Genomic DNA, 17,151 nt, shown 5'->3' on the forward strand with positions numbered 1-17,151 from the left:
ATGGATGCCTGGTCCCGTAGTCTCGAGCGCCTCGAAGCGGAGTTCCCGCCGGAAGACGTTCATACCTGGTTGAAGCCGCTGCAGGCCGATCTGCGCGTGGACAGCCTGGTGCTGTATGCACCGAATGCCTTCATCGTCGACCAGGTCCGCGAGCTGTACCTGGCCCGGATCCGCGAACTGCTGGCCCATTTCGCCGGTTTCAGCGACGTTTTTCTTGAAATCGGCTCGCGCCCGCGTCCCGTGGAGGCGCAGAACGCGCCGGTTTCCGCGCCGTCTGCGCACGTGTCCAGCGAACCGCAGGTGCCGTTCGCCGGCAACCTGGACAATCACTACACGTTCGCCAACTTCGTTGAAGGCCGCAGCAACCAGCTGGGCCTGGCCGCCGCCTTCCAGGCAGCGCAGAAGCCGGGCGACCGCGCGCACAACCCGCTGCTGCTGTACGGAGGCACGGGCCTGGGCAAGACCCACCTGATGTTCGCCGCCGGCAATGCCATGCGCCAGGCCAATCCCGGTGCGAAGGTGCTGTACCTGCGTTCGGAACAGTTCTTCAGCGCGATGATCCGGGCTCTGCAGGAAAAGACCATGGATCAGTTCAAGCGCCAGTTCCAGCAGGTGGACGCGCTGCTGATCGATGACATCCAGTTCTTCGCCGGCAAGGACCGCACCCAGGAAGAGTTCTTCCACACCTTCAACGCGTTGTTCGATGGCAAGCAGCAGATCATCCTGACCTGCGACCGCTATCCGCGCGAAGTCGAAGGCCTGGAAGCGCGCCTGAAGTCGCGGCTTGCCTGGGGCCTGTCGGTCGCGATCGAACCGCCGGACTTCGAGACCCGCGCCGCGATCGTGCTGGCCAAGGCACGCGAACGCGGTGCCGAGATTCCCGATGATGTTGCGTTCCTGATCGCCAAGAAGATGCGCTCCAACGTGCGCGACCTCGAAGGTGCGCTCAATACCCTGACCGCCCGCGCCAATTTCACCGGCCGCGCGATCACCACCGAATTCGCCCAGGAAACCCTGCGCGACCTGCTGCGCGCCCAGCAGCAGGCGATCAGCATTCCCAACATCCAGAAAACCGTTGCCGACTACTACGGCCTGCAGATCAAGGATCTGCTGTCGAAGCGTCGGACCCGCTCGCTGGCCCGCCCCCGCCAGGTCGCCATGGCCCTGACCAAGGAACTGACCGAGCACAGCCTGCCCGAGATCGGCGACGCCTTTGCCGGTCGCGATCACACCACGGTGCTGCATGCCTGCCGCCAGATCCGGACCCTGATGGAAACCGACGGCAAGCTCCGCGAGGACTGGGACAAGCTGATCCGGAAGCTGAGCGAATGATGCACGGATGCCGATGAGGCGTCATCGCACAAAACGGTGCAGAATCCGGTAGCAAGCGCGGGACACGTTGTGGATAAAAATGGCTTCTGAAATCGCGTCGAATTTATCCACAGCTTTCCCCACCCCCTGGGGGTCGGTAATACAGAGGGTTTCGAGGTCTGAAATTCTTTTACTTACAAAGACTTAGCGTTGTTTTCCAGCGATTCTGTCTCTACCAGCACCACCAAGCTTTTGATTTATTCCACATTTTTTAAAGCATAGGGGCACGGAACCACATGCGTTTCACACTGCAGCGCGAAGCCTTTCTCAAGCCGTTGGCACAGGTCGTCAACGTGGTCGAACGCCGCCAGACCCTTCCGGTTCTGGCCAATTTCCTGGTCCAGGTGCAGAACGGCCAGCTGTCGCTGACCGGTACCGACCTGGAAGTGGAGATGGTGTCGCGGATCGCGGTTGAAGATGCCCAGGACGGCGAAACCACCATCCCCGCCCGCAAGCTGTTCGAGATCATCCGCGCCCTGCCCGACGGCAGCCGGATCACCGTCTCGCAGACCGGTGACAAGATCACCGTGCAGGCCGGCCGCAGCCGCTTCACCCTGGCCACCCTGCCCTCCAATGACTTCCCGTCGGTTGACGAAGTGGAAGCCACCGAGCGCGTGGCCATCGGCGAAGCGACCCTGAAGGAACTGATCGAGCGCACCGCGTTCGCGATGGCCCAGCAGGACGTGCGCTACTACCTCAACGGCCTGCTGTTCGATCTGCGCGGCGATGCCCTGCGTACCGTCGCCACCGACGGCCACCGCCTGGCACTGTGTGAAACCGATCTGGCCAAGCCCAGCGGTTCCAAGCGCCAGATCATCGTGCCGCGCAAGGGCGTGACCGAACTGCAGCGCTTGCTGGAGAGCGGCGATCGCGAGATCGAGCTGGAAGTCGGCCGCAGCCACGTCCGCGTCAAGCGCGACGATGTCACCTTCACCTCCAAGCTGATCGACGGCCGCTTCCCGGACTACGAAGCGGTGATTCCGATCGGCGCCGACCGCGAAGTGAAGGTTGATCGCGAAGCGCTGCGTGCCTCGCTGCAGCGTGCCGCGATCCTGTCCAACGAGAAGTACCGCGGCATCCGCGTGGAAGTCTCGCCGGGCAACCTGAAGATCAGCGCGCACAACCCGGAGCAGGAAGAAGCCCAGGAAGAGATCGAAGCCGACACCACGGTCAGCGATCTGGCCATCGGCTTCAACGTGAACTACCTGCTGGATGCCCTGTCTGCCCTGCGCGACGAGGAAGTCATCATCCAGCTGCGCGACTCCAACTCCTCGGCGCTGGTGCGTGAATCCAGCAGCGAGAAGTCGCGCCATGTGGTGATGCCGCTTCGTCTCTGACGGCAGCCTGTTCCACGTGGAACCGAACGACGCCCGGGATCTTCCCGGGCGTTTTTTTTTGCAGGTTCCACGTGGAGCATCGCGATGACCGGATCTCCAGGTGTGGGTGAATGGCTTCCTTGAGATCGCTGGTTGCCGATTGATCCTGGCTGCCCTTCCGATGCAATCGGTGCTGAGCGATTGGAATCCAGGTTGTGAGCTTGGGCGCTGTCCAGCCGCTCTCGATCGAGTATGCCGTTCTGGGTCTTCAGCCTGATGCACGTTCCCCGAACTTGCCGGAGGGGTGAAGCAGATCGTGGGTCGCAACGCTGCGGTTGCTTCATCTGCAGACGCCACTGTCCACAGGTCTCGTTGGGGTCGGATCGGGGCCAGCCTAGCTTCTAAATCTGGGTATAAATCTAAAGCCTGGTGGTGATGGTAGGCCCAGATTTCGTGGAGAAATGCATTATCTATTTGATTTTAAAGAGATTTATGCACCTGAAACCCCCTGTATAGAGGCCCCTCAGGCTGGGGGGGAACCTGTGGATAGTTTCGCAGGTCGGGCAAAAGGGCTTTTTTATCCACAGCTTGCCCATACATTGTGTATAAGTCATACAGACCTGCTGTGGACAGCGTGAAACGGCGGGCTCGAATTCCTTGAAATCTGTGGAACCCTCCAGGGCATCGCATCCCAGATTTCAAGAAATCTGCGCGGTGTTCGCGCAAACCACCGTCGGGGCACCTGGCGATGCTCGCGGAATGGGGCTGAAATCGCTGAAATCTGAGGGACGGTACCCTGCGCCGCCGCTCAGAATTCAAGGATTCCCGGGCGTATCCAGACCCAGGCGAGCCCAGGTGAGGGAGCGCCACCACGTGGAACACGCGTAGGGTTGCCAGGCGGAGGCTTCAGCACAGTGGCGATGTCTGGCGCGGCACGGCTGGCTTGACCGATGCAGTAAGCTGATGGATTCCCTGCCCCTCTACCGCCTTGTGCGGATGGTCTTTCGCGCCCCATGCAGATCCGCCGCCTCGCCTTGCATCAACTGCGTCGCTTCAGTGCGGTGGACCTGTCGCCCCAGCCGGGATTGAACCTGCTGACCGGCGACAACGGTGCCGGCAAGACCAGCGTGCTCGAAGCCCTGCACTTGATGGCCTATGGCCGCAGCTTCCGTGGCCGGGTGCGCGACGGTCTGGTACGCCAGGGCCAGGAAGCGCTGGAAATCTTCGTGGAATGGGACGAACAGCGTGCCCTTCACCCGCCCCACCGCCGAAAAGCCGGCCTGCGCCACAGTGGTCAGGACTGGAAGGGGCGACTGGACGGCGAGGATGTCGCACAGCTGGGTAATCTCTGCGCAGCGCTGGCCGTGGTGACGTTCGAGCCCGGGAGCCATGCACTGGTCAGTGGTGGTGGTGAACCCCGCCGCCGCTTCCTCGATTGGGGCTTGTTCCACGTGGAACCGGATTTTCTGTCCCTGTGGCGTCGCTACTCCCGGGCGCTGAAGCAGCGCAATGCCCTGCTCAAGCAGGGCGGGCCGTCGCGGATGCTCGATACCTGGGATCACGAGCTGGCCGAGGCAGGAGAACCACTGACCAGCCGCCGCCAGCACTACCTGGAGCGTCTGCAGCAGCGCACGGTCGCCTTGGCCGCCAGCCTCGCTCCACAGCTCGGTATCCAGGGATTGGAGCTGAGCCCCGGTTGGCGGCGGCACGAGCTTCCCTTGGCCGATGCCCTGCTTCTGGCCCGGGAACGTGACCGGCAGGCCGGGTATACCTCGGTGGGCCCGCACCGCGCGGACTGGAGTGTGGATTTCCACAGCATTCCAGGTCGTGATGCGCTGTCCCGCGGCCAGGCCAAGCTGACGGCGTTGGCGTGCCTGTTGGCACAGGCGGAGGACTATGCGGAACAGCGAGGCGAATGGCCGGTGATCGCATTGGACGATCTGGCCTCGGAGCTGGATCGCACCCATCAGGCGCGGGTACTGGAGCGCCTGCTCAATGGGCCGGCACAGATCTTCATCACCGCCACCGAAACCCCGGCGGCGCTGCAGGAAATGACCCACATCGCCCGGTTCCACGTGGAACATGCACAGATCGTGGCTGTGCCATAGTGGGCACACCAGGGCCGCTCGACCCCGGCTGGTATAATTCGGGTTGGAATCCTTTCATTCTCGGCGCATCGCCCCAAGCGGTGCCCGACCTGCGGAGCCTACGGCAAGCGCAATGAGCGACGAACAGAACACCCCGGCAAACAACGGCAATTACGACGCCAACAGCATTACCGCCCTGGAAGGCCTGGAGGCTGTCCGCAAGCGTCCCGGCATGTACATCGGCGACGTGCATGACGGCACCGGTCTGCACCACATGGTGTTCGAGGTCGTCGACAACTCGATCGACGAAGCGTTGGCCGGCCACGCCGACCACGTTGCAGTGACGATCCACGCCGACGGCTCGGTCTCGGTGTCCGACAACGGCCGTGGTATTCCGACCGGCAAGCACGAGCAGATGAGCGCCAAGCTCGGTCGCGAAGTGTCTGCGGCCGAAGTGGTCATGACCGTCCTGCACGCAGGCGGCAAGTTCGACGACAACAGCTACAAGGTTTCGGGCGGCCTGCACGGCGTCGGCGTCAGCGTGGTCAACGCGCTGTCGCAGAAGCTGCTGGTGGACGTGTTCCAGAATGGCTCCCACTACCAGCAGGAATTCAGCAACGGCGCAGCCGTGACTGCGCTGGCCAAGCTGGAAGCCACCACCAAGCGCGGTACCACCGTGCGCTTCTGGCCGTCGACCGTCGCCTTCCACGACAACGTGGAATTCCACTACGACATCCTGGCCCGCCGCCTGCGCGAGCTGTCGTTCCTGAACTCCGGCGTCAAGATCGTCCTTGCCGACGAGCGTGGCGATGGCCGTCGCGATGACTTCCACTACGAAGGCGGCATCCGCAGCTTCGTGGAGCATCTGGCCCAGCTGAAGACCCCGCTGCACCCGAACGTCATTTCAGTCACCGGCGAGCACAACGGCATCGTCGTCGACGTGGCGCTGCAGTGGACCGACTCCTACCAGGAGACGATGTACTGCTTCACCAACAACATTCCGCAGAAGGACGGCGGTACCCACCTGGCCGGTTTCCGCGGTGCGCTGACCCGTGTGCTCAACAACTACATCGAGCAGAACGGCATCGCCAAGCAGGCCAAGATCAACCTGACCGGCGATGACATGCGCGAAGGCATGATCGCAGTGCTGTCGGTGAAGGTGCCGGACCCGAGCTTCTCCAGCCAGACCAAGGAAAAGCTGGTCAGCTCCGACGTGCGCCCGGCGGTGGAAAATGCCTTCGGTGCGCGCCTGGAAGAGTTCCTGCAGGAAAACCCGAACGAAGCCAAGGCGATCGCCGGCAAGATCGTCGATGCCGCACGTGCACGTGAAGCCGCGCGCAAGGCCCGCGACCTGACCCGCCGCAAGGGCGCGCTGGACATCGCGGGCCTGCCGGGCAAGCTGGCCGACTGCCAGGAAAAGGATCCGGCGCTGTCCGAACTGTTCATCGTCGAGGGTGACTCGGCAGGTGGTTCGGCCAAGCAGGGCCGCAACCGCAAGAACCAGGCGGTGCTGCCGCTGCGCGGCAAGATCCTCAACGTGGAACGCGCGCGTTTCGACCGCATGCTGTCCTCCGACCAGGTGGGTACGCTGATCACCGCGCTGGGCACCGGCATCGGCCGTGACGAGTACAACCCGGACAAGCTGCGTTACCACAAGATCATCATCATGACCGACGCCGACGTCGACGGCGCCCACATCCGCACCCTGCTGCTGACGTTCTTCTACCGTCAGATGCCGGAGCTGATCGAGCGCGGTTACGTCTACATCGGCCTGCCGCCGCTGTACAAGATCAAGCAGGGCAAGCAGGAGCTGTACCTGAAGGACGACCCGGCGCTGGACAGCTACCTGGCCAGCAGCGCAGTGGAAAACGCTGCACTGGTGCCGGCCACCGGCGAGCCCGGCATCGAAGGCCTGGCGCTGGAGAAGCTGCTGCTGGCCTACGCGGCGGCGCTGGATTCGATCGAGCGCAACGCACACCGCTATGACCGCAACCTGCTTGAAGCGCTGGTCGACTTCGTCCCGATGGACCTGGAAAGCCTGCGCGCTGCCGGCGAAGGCGAGGGCCTGGATGCACTGGCCAAGCGTCTCAACCAGGGCAGCCTGGGCAGCCCGCGTTTCACGCTGGAACTGCAGGACGCCAACGATGAGCGCCCGGCCGCTGTGCTGGTGACCCGTCGCCACATGGGCGAACAGCACATCCAGGTGCTGCCGATGTCGGCCTTCGAAAGCGGCGAACTGCGCGCGATCCACCAGGCATCGAAGCTGCTGCACGGTCTGGTCCGCGAAGGCGCGACCATTTCCCGCGGTGCCAAGTCGATCGAAGTCGACAGCTTTGCCAAGGCACAGAACTGGCTGCTCGAGGAGGCCAAGCGCGGCCGCCAGATCCAGCGATTCAAGGGTCTGGGTGAAATGAATCCGGAGCAGTTGTGGGACACCACGGTGAATCCGGAAACCCGTCGACTGCTGCAGGTGCGCATCGAAGATGCTGTCGCTGCCGACCAGATTTTCAGCACGCTGATGGGCGATGTCGTCGAACCGCGTCGCGACTTCATCGAAGACAACGCGCTGAAGGTCGCAAACCTGGATATCTGACACAATCGGGACACGGCCGGTGCGCGGGGAGGCGCGCCGGCCTTCGACTCTTGAACGCAGGTACCTGATGTCCGCATCCGCCCCGGTTTCCGCTCCGCCCCCGGTTCCGCCGGCTTCTGCCGCGCCGCGTGCCGTTTCGCCGTTGGCGGGGTTTTTCATCGACCTGGGTATCGCCGCTGTCACCCTGTTCGGCCTGAGCCTGATCAGCGGCCTGCTATGGGGCCTGTACCGTGGCGTGGTGGTCGGTTACGCGAACGCGCAGGCCGGCGCTGGTGCCCCCGACGCCAGTTCGGTAGCGGCGTCACTGGGCCAGCCGGGCGCGCTTGCGCAGATTCTCATGGCGCTGTTTGCCACCGGCGGCGCCGCGCTGCTGCTGTACTTCTGGCGACGGCCGGCCAATGCCGCCGAGCGCCACGCGTCGCGCCAGGCGCTGCGCCGTCCCTCCACCTGGGGCTGGACCCTGCTGGTGGCGACCCTGATCGTGCTCGGCAGCAATGGCATCGCCTTCCTGGCCAAGCAGTTCGGCATCGAGCCGGTTCCCACCAATCTGGCGCTGATGCAGAGTGCGATCGCGCGCTTCCCGTTGTTCCTGGTGCTGTTCGCGGTGGTACTGGCACCGGCCTACGAGGAGCTGCTGTTCCGCCGCGTGCTGTTTGGCCGCCTGTGGAAGGCCGGGCGCCCGTGGCTGGGCGTGGTACTGAGCAGCCTTGCTTTCGCCCTGATCCATGAAATCCCTGGCACCAGTGCCAACGGCCCGGCCGAGATCGCGCAGCTGTGGCTGGTCTATGGCGGCATGGGTGCCGCGTTCTGCTGGTTGTACCAGCGCACCGGCACGCTCTGGGCCGCGATCACCGCGCACGCGCTGAACAACGGCGTGGCGCTTGCCGCGCTTGTGTTCTTCGGGGCAACGTAACGCCGTGTCCGCTTGACGAAAGATTAAGCCGCTACGCTACACACTGCGCATATGAACACGGGGGTGGATCCATGAAACAACTGCTGCTGGCCCTTGTCATCACCACCCTGGTCAGCGCCTGCGCGACCACGACCTCTCCTACCGGCCGTCGGCAGATGGTGGGCGGGGTGTCGCAGGCGCAGCTGGACCAGCTCGGCGCACAGGCGTTCGCCGAAACCAAGCAGAAGGAAAAGATCAGCACCGACGGCCGCCAGAACGGTTACGTGCAGTGCGTGGTCAACGCCCTGGTCGCGCAGCTGCCGCCTCAATACCGTGGCGTACGGTGGGAGACGGCCGTGTTCGTCGACAAGGAGCCCAACGCCTTCGCCCTGCCCGGTGGCAAGGTCGGCGTGAACACAGGCATCTTCACCGTCGCCAAGAACCAGGATCAGCTGGCTGCCGTAATCGGCCATGAAATCGGCCACGTCATCGCCCGCCACCACGAAGAGCGCATCACCCGGCAGATGGGTGCGCAGACCGGGCTGGCCGTGCTCGGTGCGCTGGCCGGCGCGGCCTACGGAGAAGGCGCTGCCAGCACCGTCAACCAGCTCGGTGGCATGGGTGCGCAGACCGCCTTCCTGCTGCCCGGTTCACGCACCCAGGAAAGCGAGGCCGACGTGATCGGCCAGCGACTGATGGCCCAGGCTGGTTTCAACCCGGCGCAGGCGGTCGACCTGTGGCAGAACATGATGGCCGCCAGTGGCGGTCGCAGCCCGCAATGGCTGTCCACCCACCCCGATCCGGCCAACCGTATCCAGGAACTGCGACGCGATGCACCGGGACTGACGCCGGTCTATCAGCAGGCGCAGGCGGCCGGGCTGCGGCCAAAGTGCGGATGAGTGCGCAGTTCTATGCTGTATTGCAGCACATAAAACGATTTCTCACGCCATCTGTTTCTGATACGTTTGGCGGCTCAGATTTTTCTGACAGTCCGACTTTGCCGCTATCCGGCGGTTCGATCGAGGTGAACGATGATTTTCCGTAACCACAAAGCTGTGCTTTCCGTCCTCGTCGCGACCGCCCTGACCGGCGCCGTGGTCACCGATGCCTTCGCGCAGTCCTCGCGTTCCTCCGAGCGTGGCAACCGCGGCGGCAAGCAGGCCAAGGCCGAAGCGCTGTACCCGAACGCGACCCGCGAGGAGCCGACCGTCAAGGCATCGGCCAAGCTGGGCAGCAAGCTGCAGAAGATGATCGACAGCTACAACAAGGAAAAGTTCCCGGAGACCCGCACGCAGGCCGACGCCATCCTGGCTGACAGCGCCGCGAACGAGTACGACAAGTCGCTGGCCGCGCAGCTGGCCTCGCAGGCCGCCTACCAGACCGACGACACCGCAGCGGCGATCGCCTACCTGAAGCAGGTCCTGCAGTTCAACGGCCTGGACAACAACGGCCACTTCCAGTCGATGCTGATGCTGGGCCAGCTGCAGCTGCAGGAAGACCAGACCGCCGAAGGCCTGGCGACCCTGGACAAGTACTTCGCCGAGAGCAAGTCGACCAAGCCGGAAGAGCTGATCGCCAAGGGCCAGGCGCTGTACCAGCTGGAGCGCTACCAGGAAGCGATCCCGGTGCTGAAGCAGGCCATCGCCGGCGCCACCGAACCGAAGGACAACTGGAACCAGCTGCTGATGGCGGCCCTCTCCGAAGCCGGCCAGTCCGGTGAAGCGGTGAAGGAAGCCGAGGCACTGGCCGCCAAGAACCCGAATGACAAGAAGGCCCAGCTGAACCTGGCCAGCATGTACATGCAGGCCGATCAGATGGAGAAGGCTGCCGCGGTGATGGACAAGCTGCGCAGCAGCGGCCAGCTCACCGAAGAGCGCGAGTACAAGCAGCTGTACTCGATCTATGCCAACACCGAACACAAGGAAAAGGACGTCATCGCGGTCATCAACGAAGGGTTGCAGAAGGGCATCCTGAAGCCGGATTACCAGGTCTACCTGGCGCTGGCCCAGTCCTACTACTACTCCGACCAGGTGCCGCAGGCGATCGATGCGTGGCAGAAGGCTGCCCCGCTGTCCAAGGACGGTGAGACCTACCTGAACCTGGCACGCGTCCTGCATGCCGAAGGTCGCATCCCGGAGGCCAAGCAGGCCGCCCAGCAGGCGCTGGCGAAGGGTGTGAAGAACCAGGCTGATGCAAAAAAAATCATCAACCTGAAGTAAGTAGGAATAACGCCTGAATGCCTGCTCAGTTGATGCGCAGGCGCTCAGGATTGGTATAAGCTTGGAGGTTCCTGCGGTGTCATGCACCGCTGATCAGGGATTCCGCCCCCGGCATCCCGGCCCCACTATTGAGCTCTTGGCGCATGACGGAACAACTAGTCGTTCACCGGTACGAACAACCCGATGACAAGGGGCTGAGCTGGCCTCGCATCGTCGGCATCGCGTTTGTAATTGCCCTGCATCTGGCCGCGTTCATGATGCTCCTGATCCCCGCAGTGGCTCCCAAGGCCGTGGCTGAGAAGGAGCGCAACGTCATGGTGACCATCGTCGACGCGCCGCCGCCGCCCCCACCGCCGCCGCCGCCGCCGCCGCCGCAGGATACTCCGCCACCGCCGGTGAAGAATCTGTCGCCGCCGAAGCCGTCGCCGGTCCCGCCGCCGCCGCAGGCGCCGGTCGTGGACGTGCCGGAACCGCGTCCGAACGATATCGTCACCCCGCCGTCGCCGCCCGCGCCGCCGGCTCCGCCGACCTCGATCGAGGCCAGCGTGGATATCTCCTCGAAGGCCATGAATCCGCCGCGTTACCCGCCGGCAGCCTTCCGCGCGGGTATCCAGGGCGAAGTGATCCTGATCATTGATGTCGATGCCAACGGCAACGTCACCAATGTCACGGTGGAAAAGTCCAGCCGTAACCGCGACCTGGACCGTGCTGCGATGGAAGCAGCTCGCAAGTGGCGCTTCAACGCCGCTGAATCTGGCGGTAAGAAGGCGGCAGGTCGCGTTCGCGTCCCGGTCAACTTTGCGCTGAACTGATGCGTCCGGGTGGCCACCTGGCCACCCCCGCTCCCAGTTCGATTGTTTAGCTTAGCTACACCCTTTATCACCACACACAACAAAGGTAAGCGTCATGCTGCAGGAAATTTTCATCGCCGCTGCTGCCGGGGGCAATCCGTCCAACGCCCTGTCGCAGATGGGCTTCGAGCACCTGATCCACGAAATGACCACCAAGCCGGGTGATTTCGCGGTTTCCTGGGTCGTGCTGCTGACCCTGGTCATCATGTCGGCCATGTCCTGGTACTGGACCGTCATCAACATCTTCCGCGCCACCCGCCTGAAGAGCGCCGCTGATCGCGTCGTCAGCCTGTTCTGGGACACCCCGAACGCGCAGGACGCCATCCGTGCGATGGAAGAACAGCCGGCTTCCGAGCCGTTCTCGAAGATCGCCCTGGACGCTGCCCAGGCAGCTGCCCACCACCAGCGCGCTGAAGGCGGTGCTACCGGCGGCGTCGGTGAGAACCTGAGCCGTTCGGAGTTCGTCGACCGCGCTCTGCGTCAGGCGGTCACCCGCGAAAGCAACAAGCTGCAGTCGGGCATGACCCTGCTGGCCACCGTCGGTGCAACTGCTCCGTTCGTCGGTCTGCTGGGTACCGTGTGGGGCATCTACGGCGCGCTGATCAAGATCGGTGCCACCGGCTCCGCTTCGATCGACGCCGTTGCCGGCCCGGTGGGTGAAGCGCTGATCATGACCGCGATCGGTCTGTTCGTCGCGATCCCGGCCGTGTTCGCCTTCAACTTCTTCAGCAAGATCAACAGCGCGACCATCAGCAAGTTCGATACCTTCGCGCACGACCTGCACGACTTCTTCGCCACCGGCTCGCGCGTCCGCTAATTGCGGCGCGCGTCACCCAGCGACGAACGTAAGTAGTCACCAAGATCTAGACGGAGCCCGTTATGGCTTTCAGTAGTGGTAACAGCGGCGGCCCCATGGCCGACATCAACGTTACGCCCCTCGTGGACGTGATGCTGGTGCTGCTGATCATCTTCATCATCACGGCGCCCCTGATGTCCCACAAGGTCAAGGTGGATCTGCCGGAAGCCAACCTGATCCAGAAGCCGGAAGATGCTGAAAAGCGTTCCGGACCGATCACCCTGGCAGTCAAGGAAGACGGCTCGATCTACTGGAACGACGAAGAAATCAACAAGCAGACTCTCGAGTCGCGCTTGGCGACCGCCGCCCAGCAGACCCCGCAGCCGCCGCTGAACCTGCGTGGTGACCGCACCACCAAGATGCGCGTCATCAACGACCTGACCAAGGTCGCGCAGGAGCAGGGCATGCTGGACGTCGGCTTCGTCGCGACCAAAGAAAAGGGGCAATAAGCCATGGCATTCAGTAGTGGTGGTGGCAAGGGCCCCATGGCAGACATCAACGTCACGCCCCTCGTGGACGTGATGCTGGTTCTGCTGATCATCTTCATCGTGACCGCGCCGATCATGACGTACCCGATCGCCGTGGACCTGCCGCAGCGCGTGCTCAACCCACCGCCGCAGCTGGTCGAACCGCCGCCGCCGATCGAACTCAAGATCGACGCCAGCAACCAGGTCTCGTGGAACAACAGCCCGATCAATACGAGCGAGCTGCAGCAGCGGATGGAGCAGGAGGTCCAGCGTGACCCGACCAACCAGCCGGAACTGCGCATCGACGCCAGCCCGGATTCCGAGTACGACGTGATGGCCAAGGTTCTGGCCGCCGCGAAGAATGCTCAGATGAAGAAGATCGGTTTTGTGCAGCAGTAAACGCTACACCGCAGCACAACAGTCATGACGCGACTGCAGACGCCCCTGGAAACAGGGGCGTCTTTTTTTGTGCCTGCGGGGCCCGTCGGGGTCAGATCCCTTTCCCGCAGGAAAGGGATCTGACCCCATCAGGGAGCACGCGCCCGCTATGATCGGCGGATGCTCGCCCTCTTCGACTCCCTGCGCCATTGGCTCGACGGCATCGCCCACCTTGGCACGATCCTGGCGGTCGCCTATCTGCTGTACCTGTTCGCGCTGGCGGGCTGGATCATGCTGCAGAAGCGCGAGCCAGTGGCCACGCTGAGCTGGATCCTGTCACTGGCGCTGCTGCCCTATCTGGGCCTGTTCATCTACTACCTGCTGGGCCCGCAGAAGGTGAAGCGGCAGCGCCTGCGCCGTGGCCGCGCGCGTTCGGGTATGGAGCACTACAGCGATGTCTGTCCGCCCGATGCCGACTGCACCGAACTGGCCAAGATCGCCCAGGCCACGACAGGACTGGCGCCGAGCAGCGCCACCGAAGTCACCTGGCTGGTAGACGGCGCGGCAACCTACGCGGCCCTGCTGGACGCCATCGCGCAGAGCCGCGATCACGTCCACCTGGAGTACTACATCTTCAACCCGGACCACGCCGGCACCGCCCTGCGCGACGCGTTGGTGGAACGTGCGCGGGCCGGCGTGCAGGTGCGCCTGCTGCTCGACGCGGTGGGTTCGTCGGCCCTGCCCCGGCGCTTCCTGCAGCCGCTGCTCGACGCCGGTGGCGAAGCGATCTGGTTCCACCCACGGCAGCTGCTGAAGCCGTTCAAGCGCCCGTGGTTGAACCTGCGCACGCATCGCAAGCTGGTGATCATCGATGGCCGCCTCGCCTTCACCGGTGGCATCAACATCACCGACGACGAGGATGAAAGCCGCAGGGCGGATGCCTACCGCGACCTGCACATGCGCATCCGCGGCCACGTCGTGCGCAGCCTGCAGCTGGTGTTCGCCGAGGACTGGCTCTACGCCAGTGGACAGGATCCCTCGCGCATGGACATCGCGCGTCTGTGGCCAGCCGACATGCCGCTGCGCGGCGATGGTGCGATCAACGCCCAGGTGCTGGTCTCCGGCCCGGACTCGGGCTGGGAAACGATCCATCGCCTGCATGTGGCGGCGATCCAGGAAGCGCACGAGCGCGTCTGGCTGGTCACGCCCTACTTCGTGCCGGGCGAAGCGGCGCGGATGGCACTGACCTCGGCCGCGCTGGGCGGGCTGGACGTGCGCCTGCTGGTGCCGAAGATGAGCGATTCCTGGTTCGTCACCCAGGCCGCCCGCTCCTACTTCGACGAGCTGCTGCATGCCGGAGTGAAGATCTACGAGTACGGCCCGCGCATGCTGCATACCAAGGCCTTCATCGCCGATGACGACGTCTGCATTGTCGGCAGTGCCAACTTCGATCACCGCAGCTTCCGGCTGAACTTCGAGCTGTCGATGATGATCAGCGACCGTGACCGGGTGGCTGCGCTGGCCGAACTGCTGCAGGGCGAATTCGACCGTTCCACGCGGGTGCACGACCAGGCCGGTCGTTCGCTGTGGCTGCACCGCCTGCCCGAGGCCTTCGCCCGGCTGGCCTCGCCGCTGCTCTGACGCAGCGCTACACTGCGCCGATCATCCGGGGAGCCCGACTATGTACTGGTTGTACCTGCTGCTGGCGCTGGGCTGTTTCGCCTTCGCGCTGAAGACCCCCAGCCCCGGGCTGATGACCCTGTGCCTGCTGGCCGCCCTCGCCTTCCTGCTGGCCTGGGTACGCGGCCGCTATGTGGCCCGTTTCGGTGATCCACAGCGCGATCCGTCCACACTGGTCGATGCCGAAGAACTGCGCCGCCTGCGCGAACAGGCCCAGGCCCGCCGCGGTGACGACCCCAACGATCACGATCCATCCCCTCTTTCCAAGTAGTTTCGTTCCATGACCCAGCTCAGCGTCAACGTCAACAAGATCGCCGTCCTGCGCAATTCGCGCGGCGGTGCCGAACCGGACGTGGTACGCGCCGCCCAGGCCTGCCTGGATGCCGGCGCGCATGGCATCACCGTGCATCCTCGACCGGACCGCCGTCATATTACCGCCGAGGACGTGCTGGCCCTGTCCACGCTGACCCGTGCGCGTGGGGTGGAGTTCAACATCGAAGGCAATCCGTTCGCACCACCGCGCGAGGGTTATCCGGGGCTGCTGCCGCTGTGTGCACAGACCCGTCCGGCACAGGCCACCCTGGTGCCGGACAGCGACGGCCAGATCACCTCCGATCATGGTTTCGACTTTGAGCGGGATGCCGAACGACTGCGTCCGCTGGTGGCCGAGTTGAAAGCGATGGGTTGCCGGGTCAGCCTGTTCGTCGACGCGGGCAACCCGCTGCTGGAGCAGGCGGCCGAAGTGGGTGCGGACCGCATCGAGCTGTACACCGGGCCCTATGCGGAGGCGCATGCGGCTGGTGATGCTGACGCGATGCTGGCGCTGTTCGCCACTGCCGCACGCCGTGCACAGGCCGTTGGCCTGGGCGTGAACGCCGGCCACGATCTGTCGCAGGACAACCTGCGCGATTTCCTGGCCAACGTGCCGGACGTGCTGGAGGTGTCGATCGGCCACGCGCTGATCGGTGAGGCGCTGTACGACGGGCTGGACGCCACGGTGCGCGGGTACCTGGCGCTGCTCTGACCCCTCCCCTGTAGAGTCGAGCCCTGCTCGACTTCGGTCTGGGGCCACCCTGGGTGCAGTCGAGCAAGGCTCGACTCTACGGGTGGCGCTGAACCCTTCAGGCGGCCGTCGCAGCCATTGAGACAACCACGACGTACCCTGCCGCAATGGGTATTGCGATCAAGGGCCGAGGTTCCACGTCCCACCTTGCCGGGCGCTTTGAAAGCACCGTCAGCGAGGCGGTGGACGACGGCTGGGCGGTCGACGAGAGCGAAGAGTTCCTCGCCCCTCGCCTGCGCACCGAAGTGCGCGCCGAAACCGCGCGCAGCATCATCACCCGCAACAACTCGCCGGACGTCGGCTTCAGTCAATCCGTGAATCCCTATCGCGGTTGCGAGCACGGCTGCTCGTACTGCTTCGCGCGACCCTCGCACGCCTATCTGAACCTGTCGCCAGGCCTGGACTTCGAGACCAAGCTGTTCGCCAAGACCAATGCGCCGCAACTGCTGCGCAAGGAGCTGTCGAAGCCGGGCTACGTGCCGCAGCCGATCGCGCTGGGCATCAACACCGACGCGTACCAGCCGATCGAGCGCAAGTTCAAACTCACCCGCCAGTTGATCGAAGTGATGCTGGAAACCAAGCATCCGTTTTCGTTGATCACCAAGAACGCGCTGGTCGAGCGCGATATCGATCTGCTTGCACCGTTGGCGGCGGAGAACCTGGTCAGCGTGCATTTGTCGGTAACCTCGCTGGACCCGCACCTCTCCGCGAAGCTGGAACCGCGCGCGTCGGCGCCGCATGCACGGCTGCGCGCAATGAAGCGTCTGCATGACGCCGGCATTCCGGTGGGTGTAATGGTGGCGCCGGTGATCCCGTGGATCAACGACAGCGAACTGGAAGTCGTGCTGGAGGCCGCACACGATGCCGGTGCCAGCACCGCAGACTACGTGCTGCTGCGCCTGCCGCTGGAAGTGGCCCCGCTGTTCCGCGATTGGTTGGACACCCATCATCCCGATCGCGCCGCGCACGTGATGAGCACCATCCAGCAGCTGCGCGGCGGCAAGGATTACGACAGCCAGTTCGGCACCCGCATGCGTGGCCAGGGCGCGTATGCCGATCTGTTGAACAACCGCTTCAAGCTGGCGCGAAAGCGTCTCGGCTTCAATGCGCAGAACAGCCACTGGCCGAAGCTGGATTGCAGCCGGTTCCTGAAGCCGTTGCCGCCGAGGAAGGATTCGCCGCAGGGGTCGCTCTTCTAAGACGCGTACAACTACTGTCGAACGCATCAATGACTTGTCGCGCTGGGCTGTGCTTGCCATATCGATGGGCAATGCATGAAAAAGAACACCCATGTCATTGCACCATCCCTTCGCGCCGTCATACACTCGTCACAAACATGAATTCCCGATGACTGAATGAGTCGGTCTCGGATGAGGAG

The 17,151-nt window shown here is 64.0% G+C and carries 15 protein-coding genes; all 15 read left to right on the forward strand.

Going from position 1 to position 17,151, the window contains the following annotated elements; translation table 11 throughout:
• The 15 genes from dnaA to ACZLHH_RS00075 all read left to right on the forward strand — a co-directional run bounded on the left by dnaA (window position 1) and on the right by ACZLHH_RS00075 (window position 16,972).
• Complete coding sequence (gene dnaA / locus ACZLHH_RS00005) at window positions 1-1,332, forward strand: chromosomal replication initiator protein DnaA (RefSeq protein ID WP_049420939.1); 1,332 nt, start codon at window positions 1-3, stop codon at window positions 1,330-1,332.
• Between the two features lie 275 nt (window positions 1,333-1,607).
• On the forward strand, window positions 1,608-2,708 hold the full coding sequence (dnaN, locus tag ACZLHH_RS00010) for a DNA polymerase III subunit beta (RefSeq protein ID WP_005411731.1): 1,101 nt from the start codon (window positions 1,608-1,610) through the stop codon (window positions 2,706-2,708).
• A 992-nt stretch (window positions 2,709-3,700) separates the two neighbouring features.
• A complete protein-coding gene (gene recF, locus ACZLHH_RS00015; RefSeq protein ID WP_180844738.1) occupies window positions 3,701-4,795 on the forward strand; it encodes a DNA replication/repair protein RecF in 1,095 nt (364 codons plus the stop codon).
• Between the two features lie 112 nt (window positions 4,796-4,907).
• A complete protein-coding gene (gene gyrB, locus ACZLHH_RS00020) occupies window positions 4,908-7,367 on the forward strand; it encodes a DNA topoisomerase (ATP-hydrolyzing) subunit B (protein ID WP_032128508.1) in 2,460 nt (819 codons plus the stop codon).
• Between the two features lie 67 nt (window positions 7,368-7,434).
• Window positions 7,435-8,280 carry a CPBP family intramembrane glutamic endopeptidase gene (locus ACZLHH_RS00025; RefSeq protein ID WP_049399023.1) on the forward strand — a complete coding sequence of 282 codons (846 nt, stop codon included), beginning with the start codon at window positions 7,435-7,437 and terminating at the stop codon, window positions 8,278-8,280.
• A 71-nt stretch (window positions 8,281-8,351) separates the two neighbouring features.
• On the forward strand, window positions 8,352-9,158 hold the full coding sequence (locus ACZLHH_RS00030) for a M48 family metallopeptidase (RefSeq protein WP_032128510.1): 807 nt from the start codon (window positions 8,352-8,354) through the stop codon (window positions 9,156-9,158).
• A gap of 132 nt (window positions 9,159-9,290) precedes the next feature.
• Entirely contained in the window at window positions 9,291-10,478 is a 1,188-nt protein-coding gene (locus ACZLHH_RS00035) for a tetratricopeptide repeat protein (protein WP_180844739.1), read from the forward strand.
• Between the two features lie 143 nt (window positions 10,479-10,621).
• On the forward strand, window positions 10,622-11,290 hold the full coding sequence (locus ACZLHH_RS00040) for an energy transducer TonB (RefSeq protein WP_049420917.1): 669 nt from the start codon (window positions 10,622-10,624) through the stop codon (window positions 11,288-11,290).
• Window positions 11,291-11,384: 94 nt separating this feature from the next.
• Window positions 11,385-12,146, forward strand: coding sequence for a TonB-system energizer ExbB (exbB, locus tag ACZLHH_RS00045; protein ID WP_049420916.1), 762 nt, complete (start codon window positions 11,385-11,387; stop codon window positions 12,144-12,146).
• Between the two features lie 62 nt (window positions 12,147-12,208).
• Window positions 12,209-12,634, forward strand: coding sequence for an ExbD/TolR family protein (locus ACZLHH_RS00050; protein WP_005411739.1), 426 nt, complete (start codon window positions 12,209-12,211; stop codon window positions 12,632-12,634).
• A gap of 3 nt (window positions 12,635-12,637) precedes the next feature.
• Window positions 12,638-13,051 carry an ExbD/TolR family protein gene (locus ACZLHH_RS00055; protein WP_005411740.1) on the forward strand — a complete coding sequence of 138 codons (414 nt, stop codon included), beginning with the start codon at window positions 12,638-12,640 and terminating at the stop codon, window positions 13,049-13,051.
• A gap of 159 nt (window positions 13,052-13,210) precedes the next feature.
• Entirely contained in the window at window positions 13,211-14,671 is a 1,461-nt protein-coding gene (gene cls / locus ACZLHH_RS00060; RefSeq protein WP_049420915.1) for a cardiolipin synthase, read from the forward strand.
• Between the two features lie 40 nt (window positions 14,672-14,711).
• Entirely contained in the window at window positions 14,712-14,981 is a 270-nt protein-coding gene (locus ACZLHH_RS00065) for a hypothetical protein (RefSeq protein WP_032129280.1), read from the forward strand.
• A gap of 9 nt (window positions 14,982-14,990) precedes the next feature.
• Entirely contained in the window at window positions 14,991-15,734 is a 744-nt protein-coding gene (locus ACZLHH_RS00070; protein WP_049420913.1) for a pyridoxine 5'-phosphate synthase, read from the forward strand.
• A 146-nt stretch (window positions 15,735-15,880) separates the two neighbouring features.
• Window positions 15,881-16,972, forward strand: coding sequence for a PA0069 family radical SAM protein (locus tag ACZLHH_RS00075; protein WP_180844740.1), 1,092 nt, complete (start codon window positions 15,881-15,883; stop codon window positions 16,970-16,972).
• The last annotated feature ends 179 nt before the right edge of the window (window positions 16,973-17,151 follow it).

The sequence above is a fragment of the Stenotrophomonas sp. 28608_Sma genome (assembly GCF_056486185.1).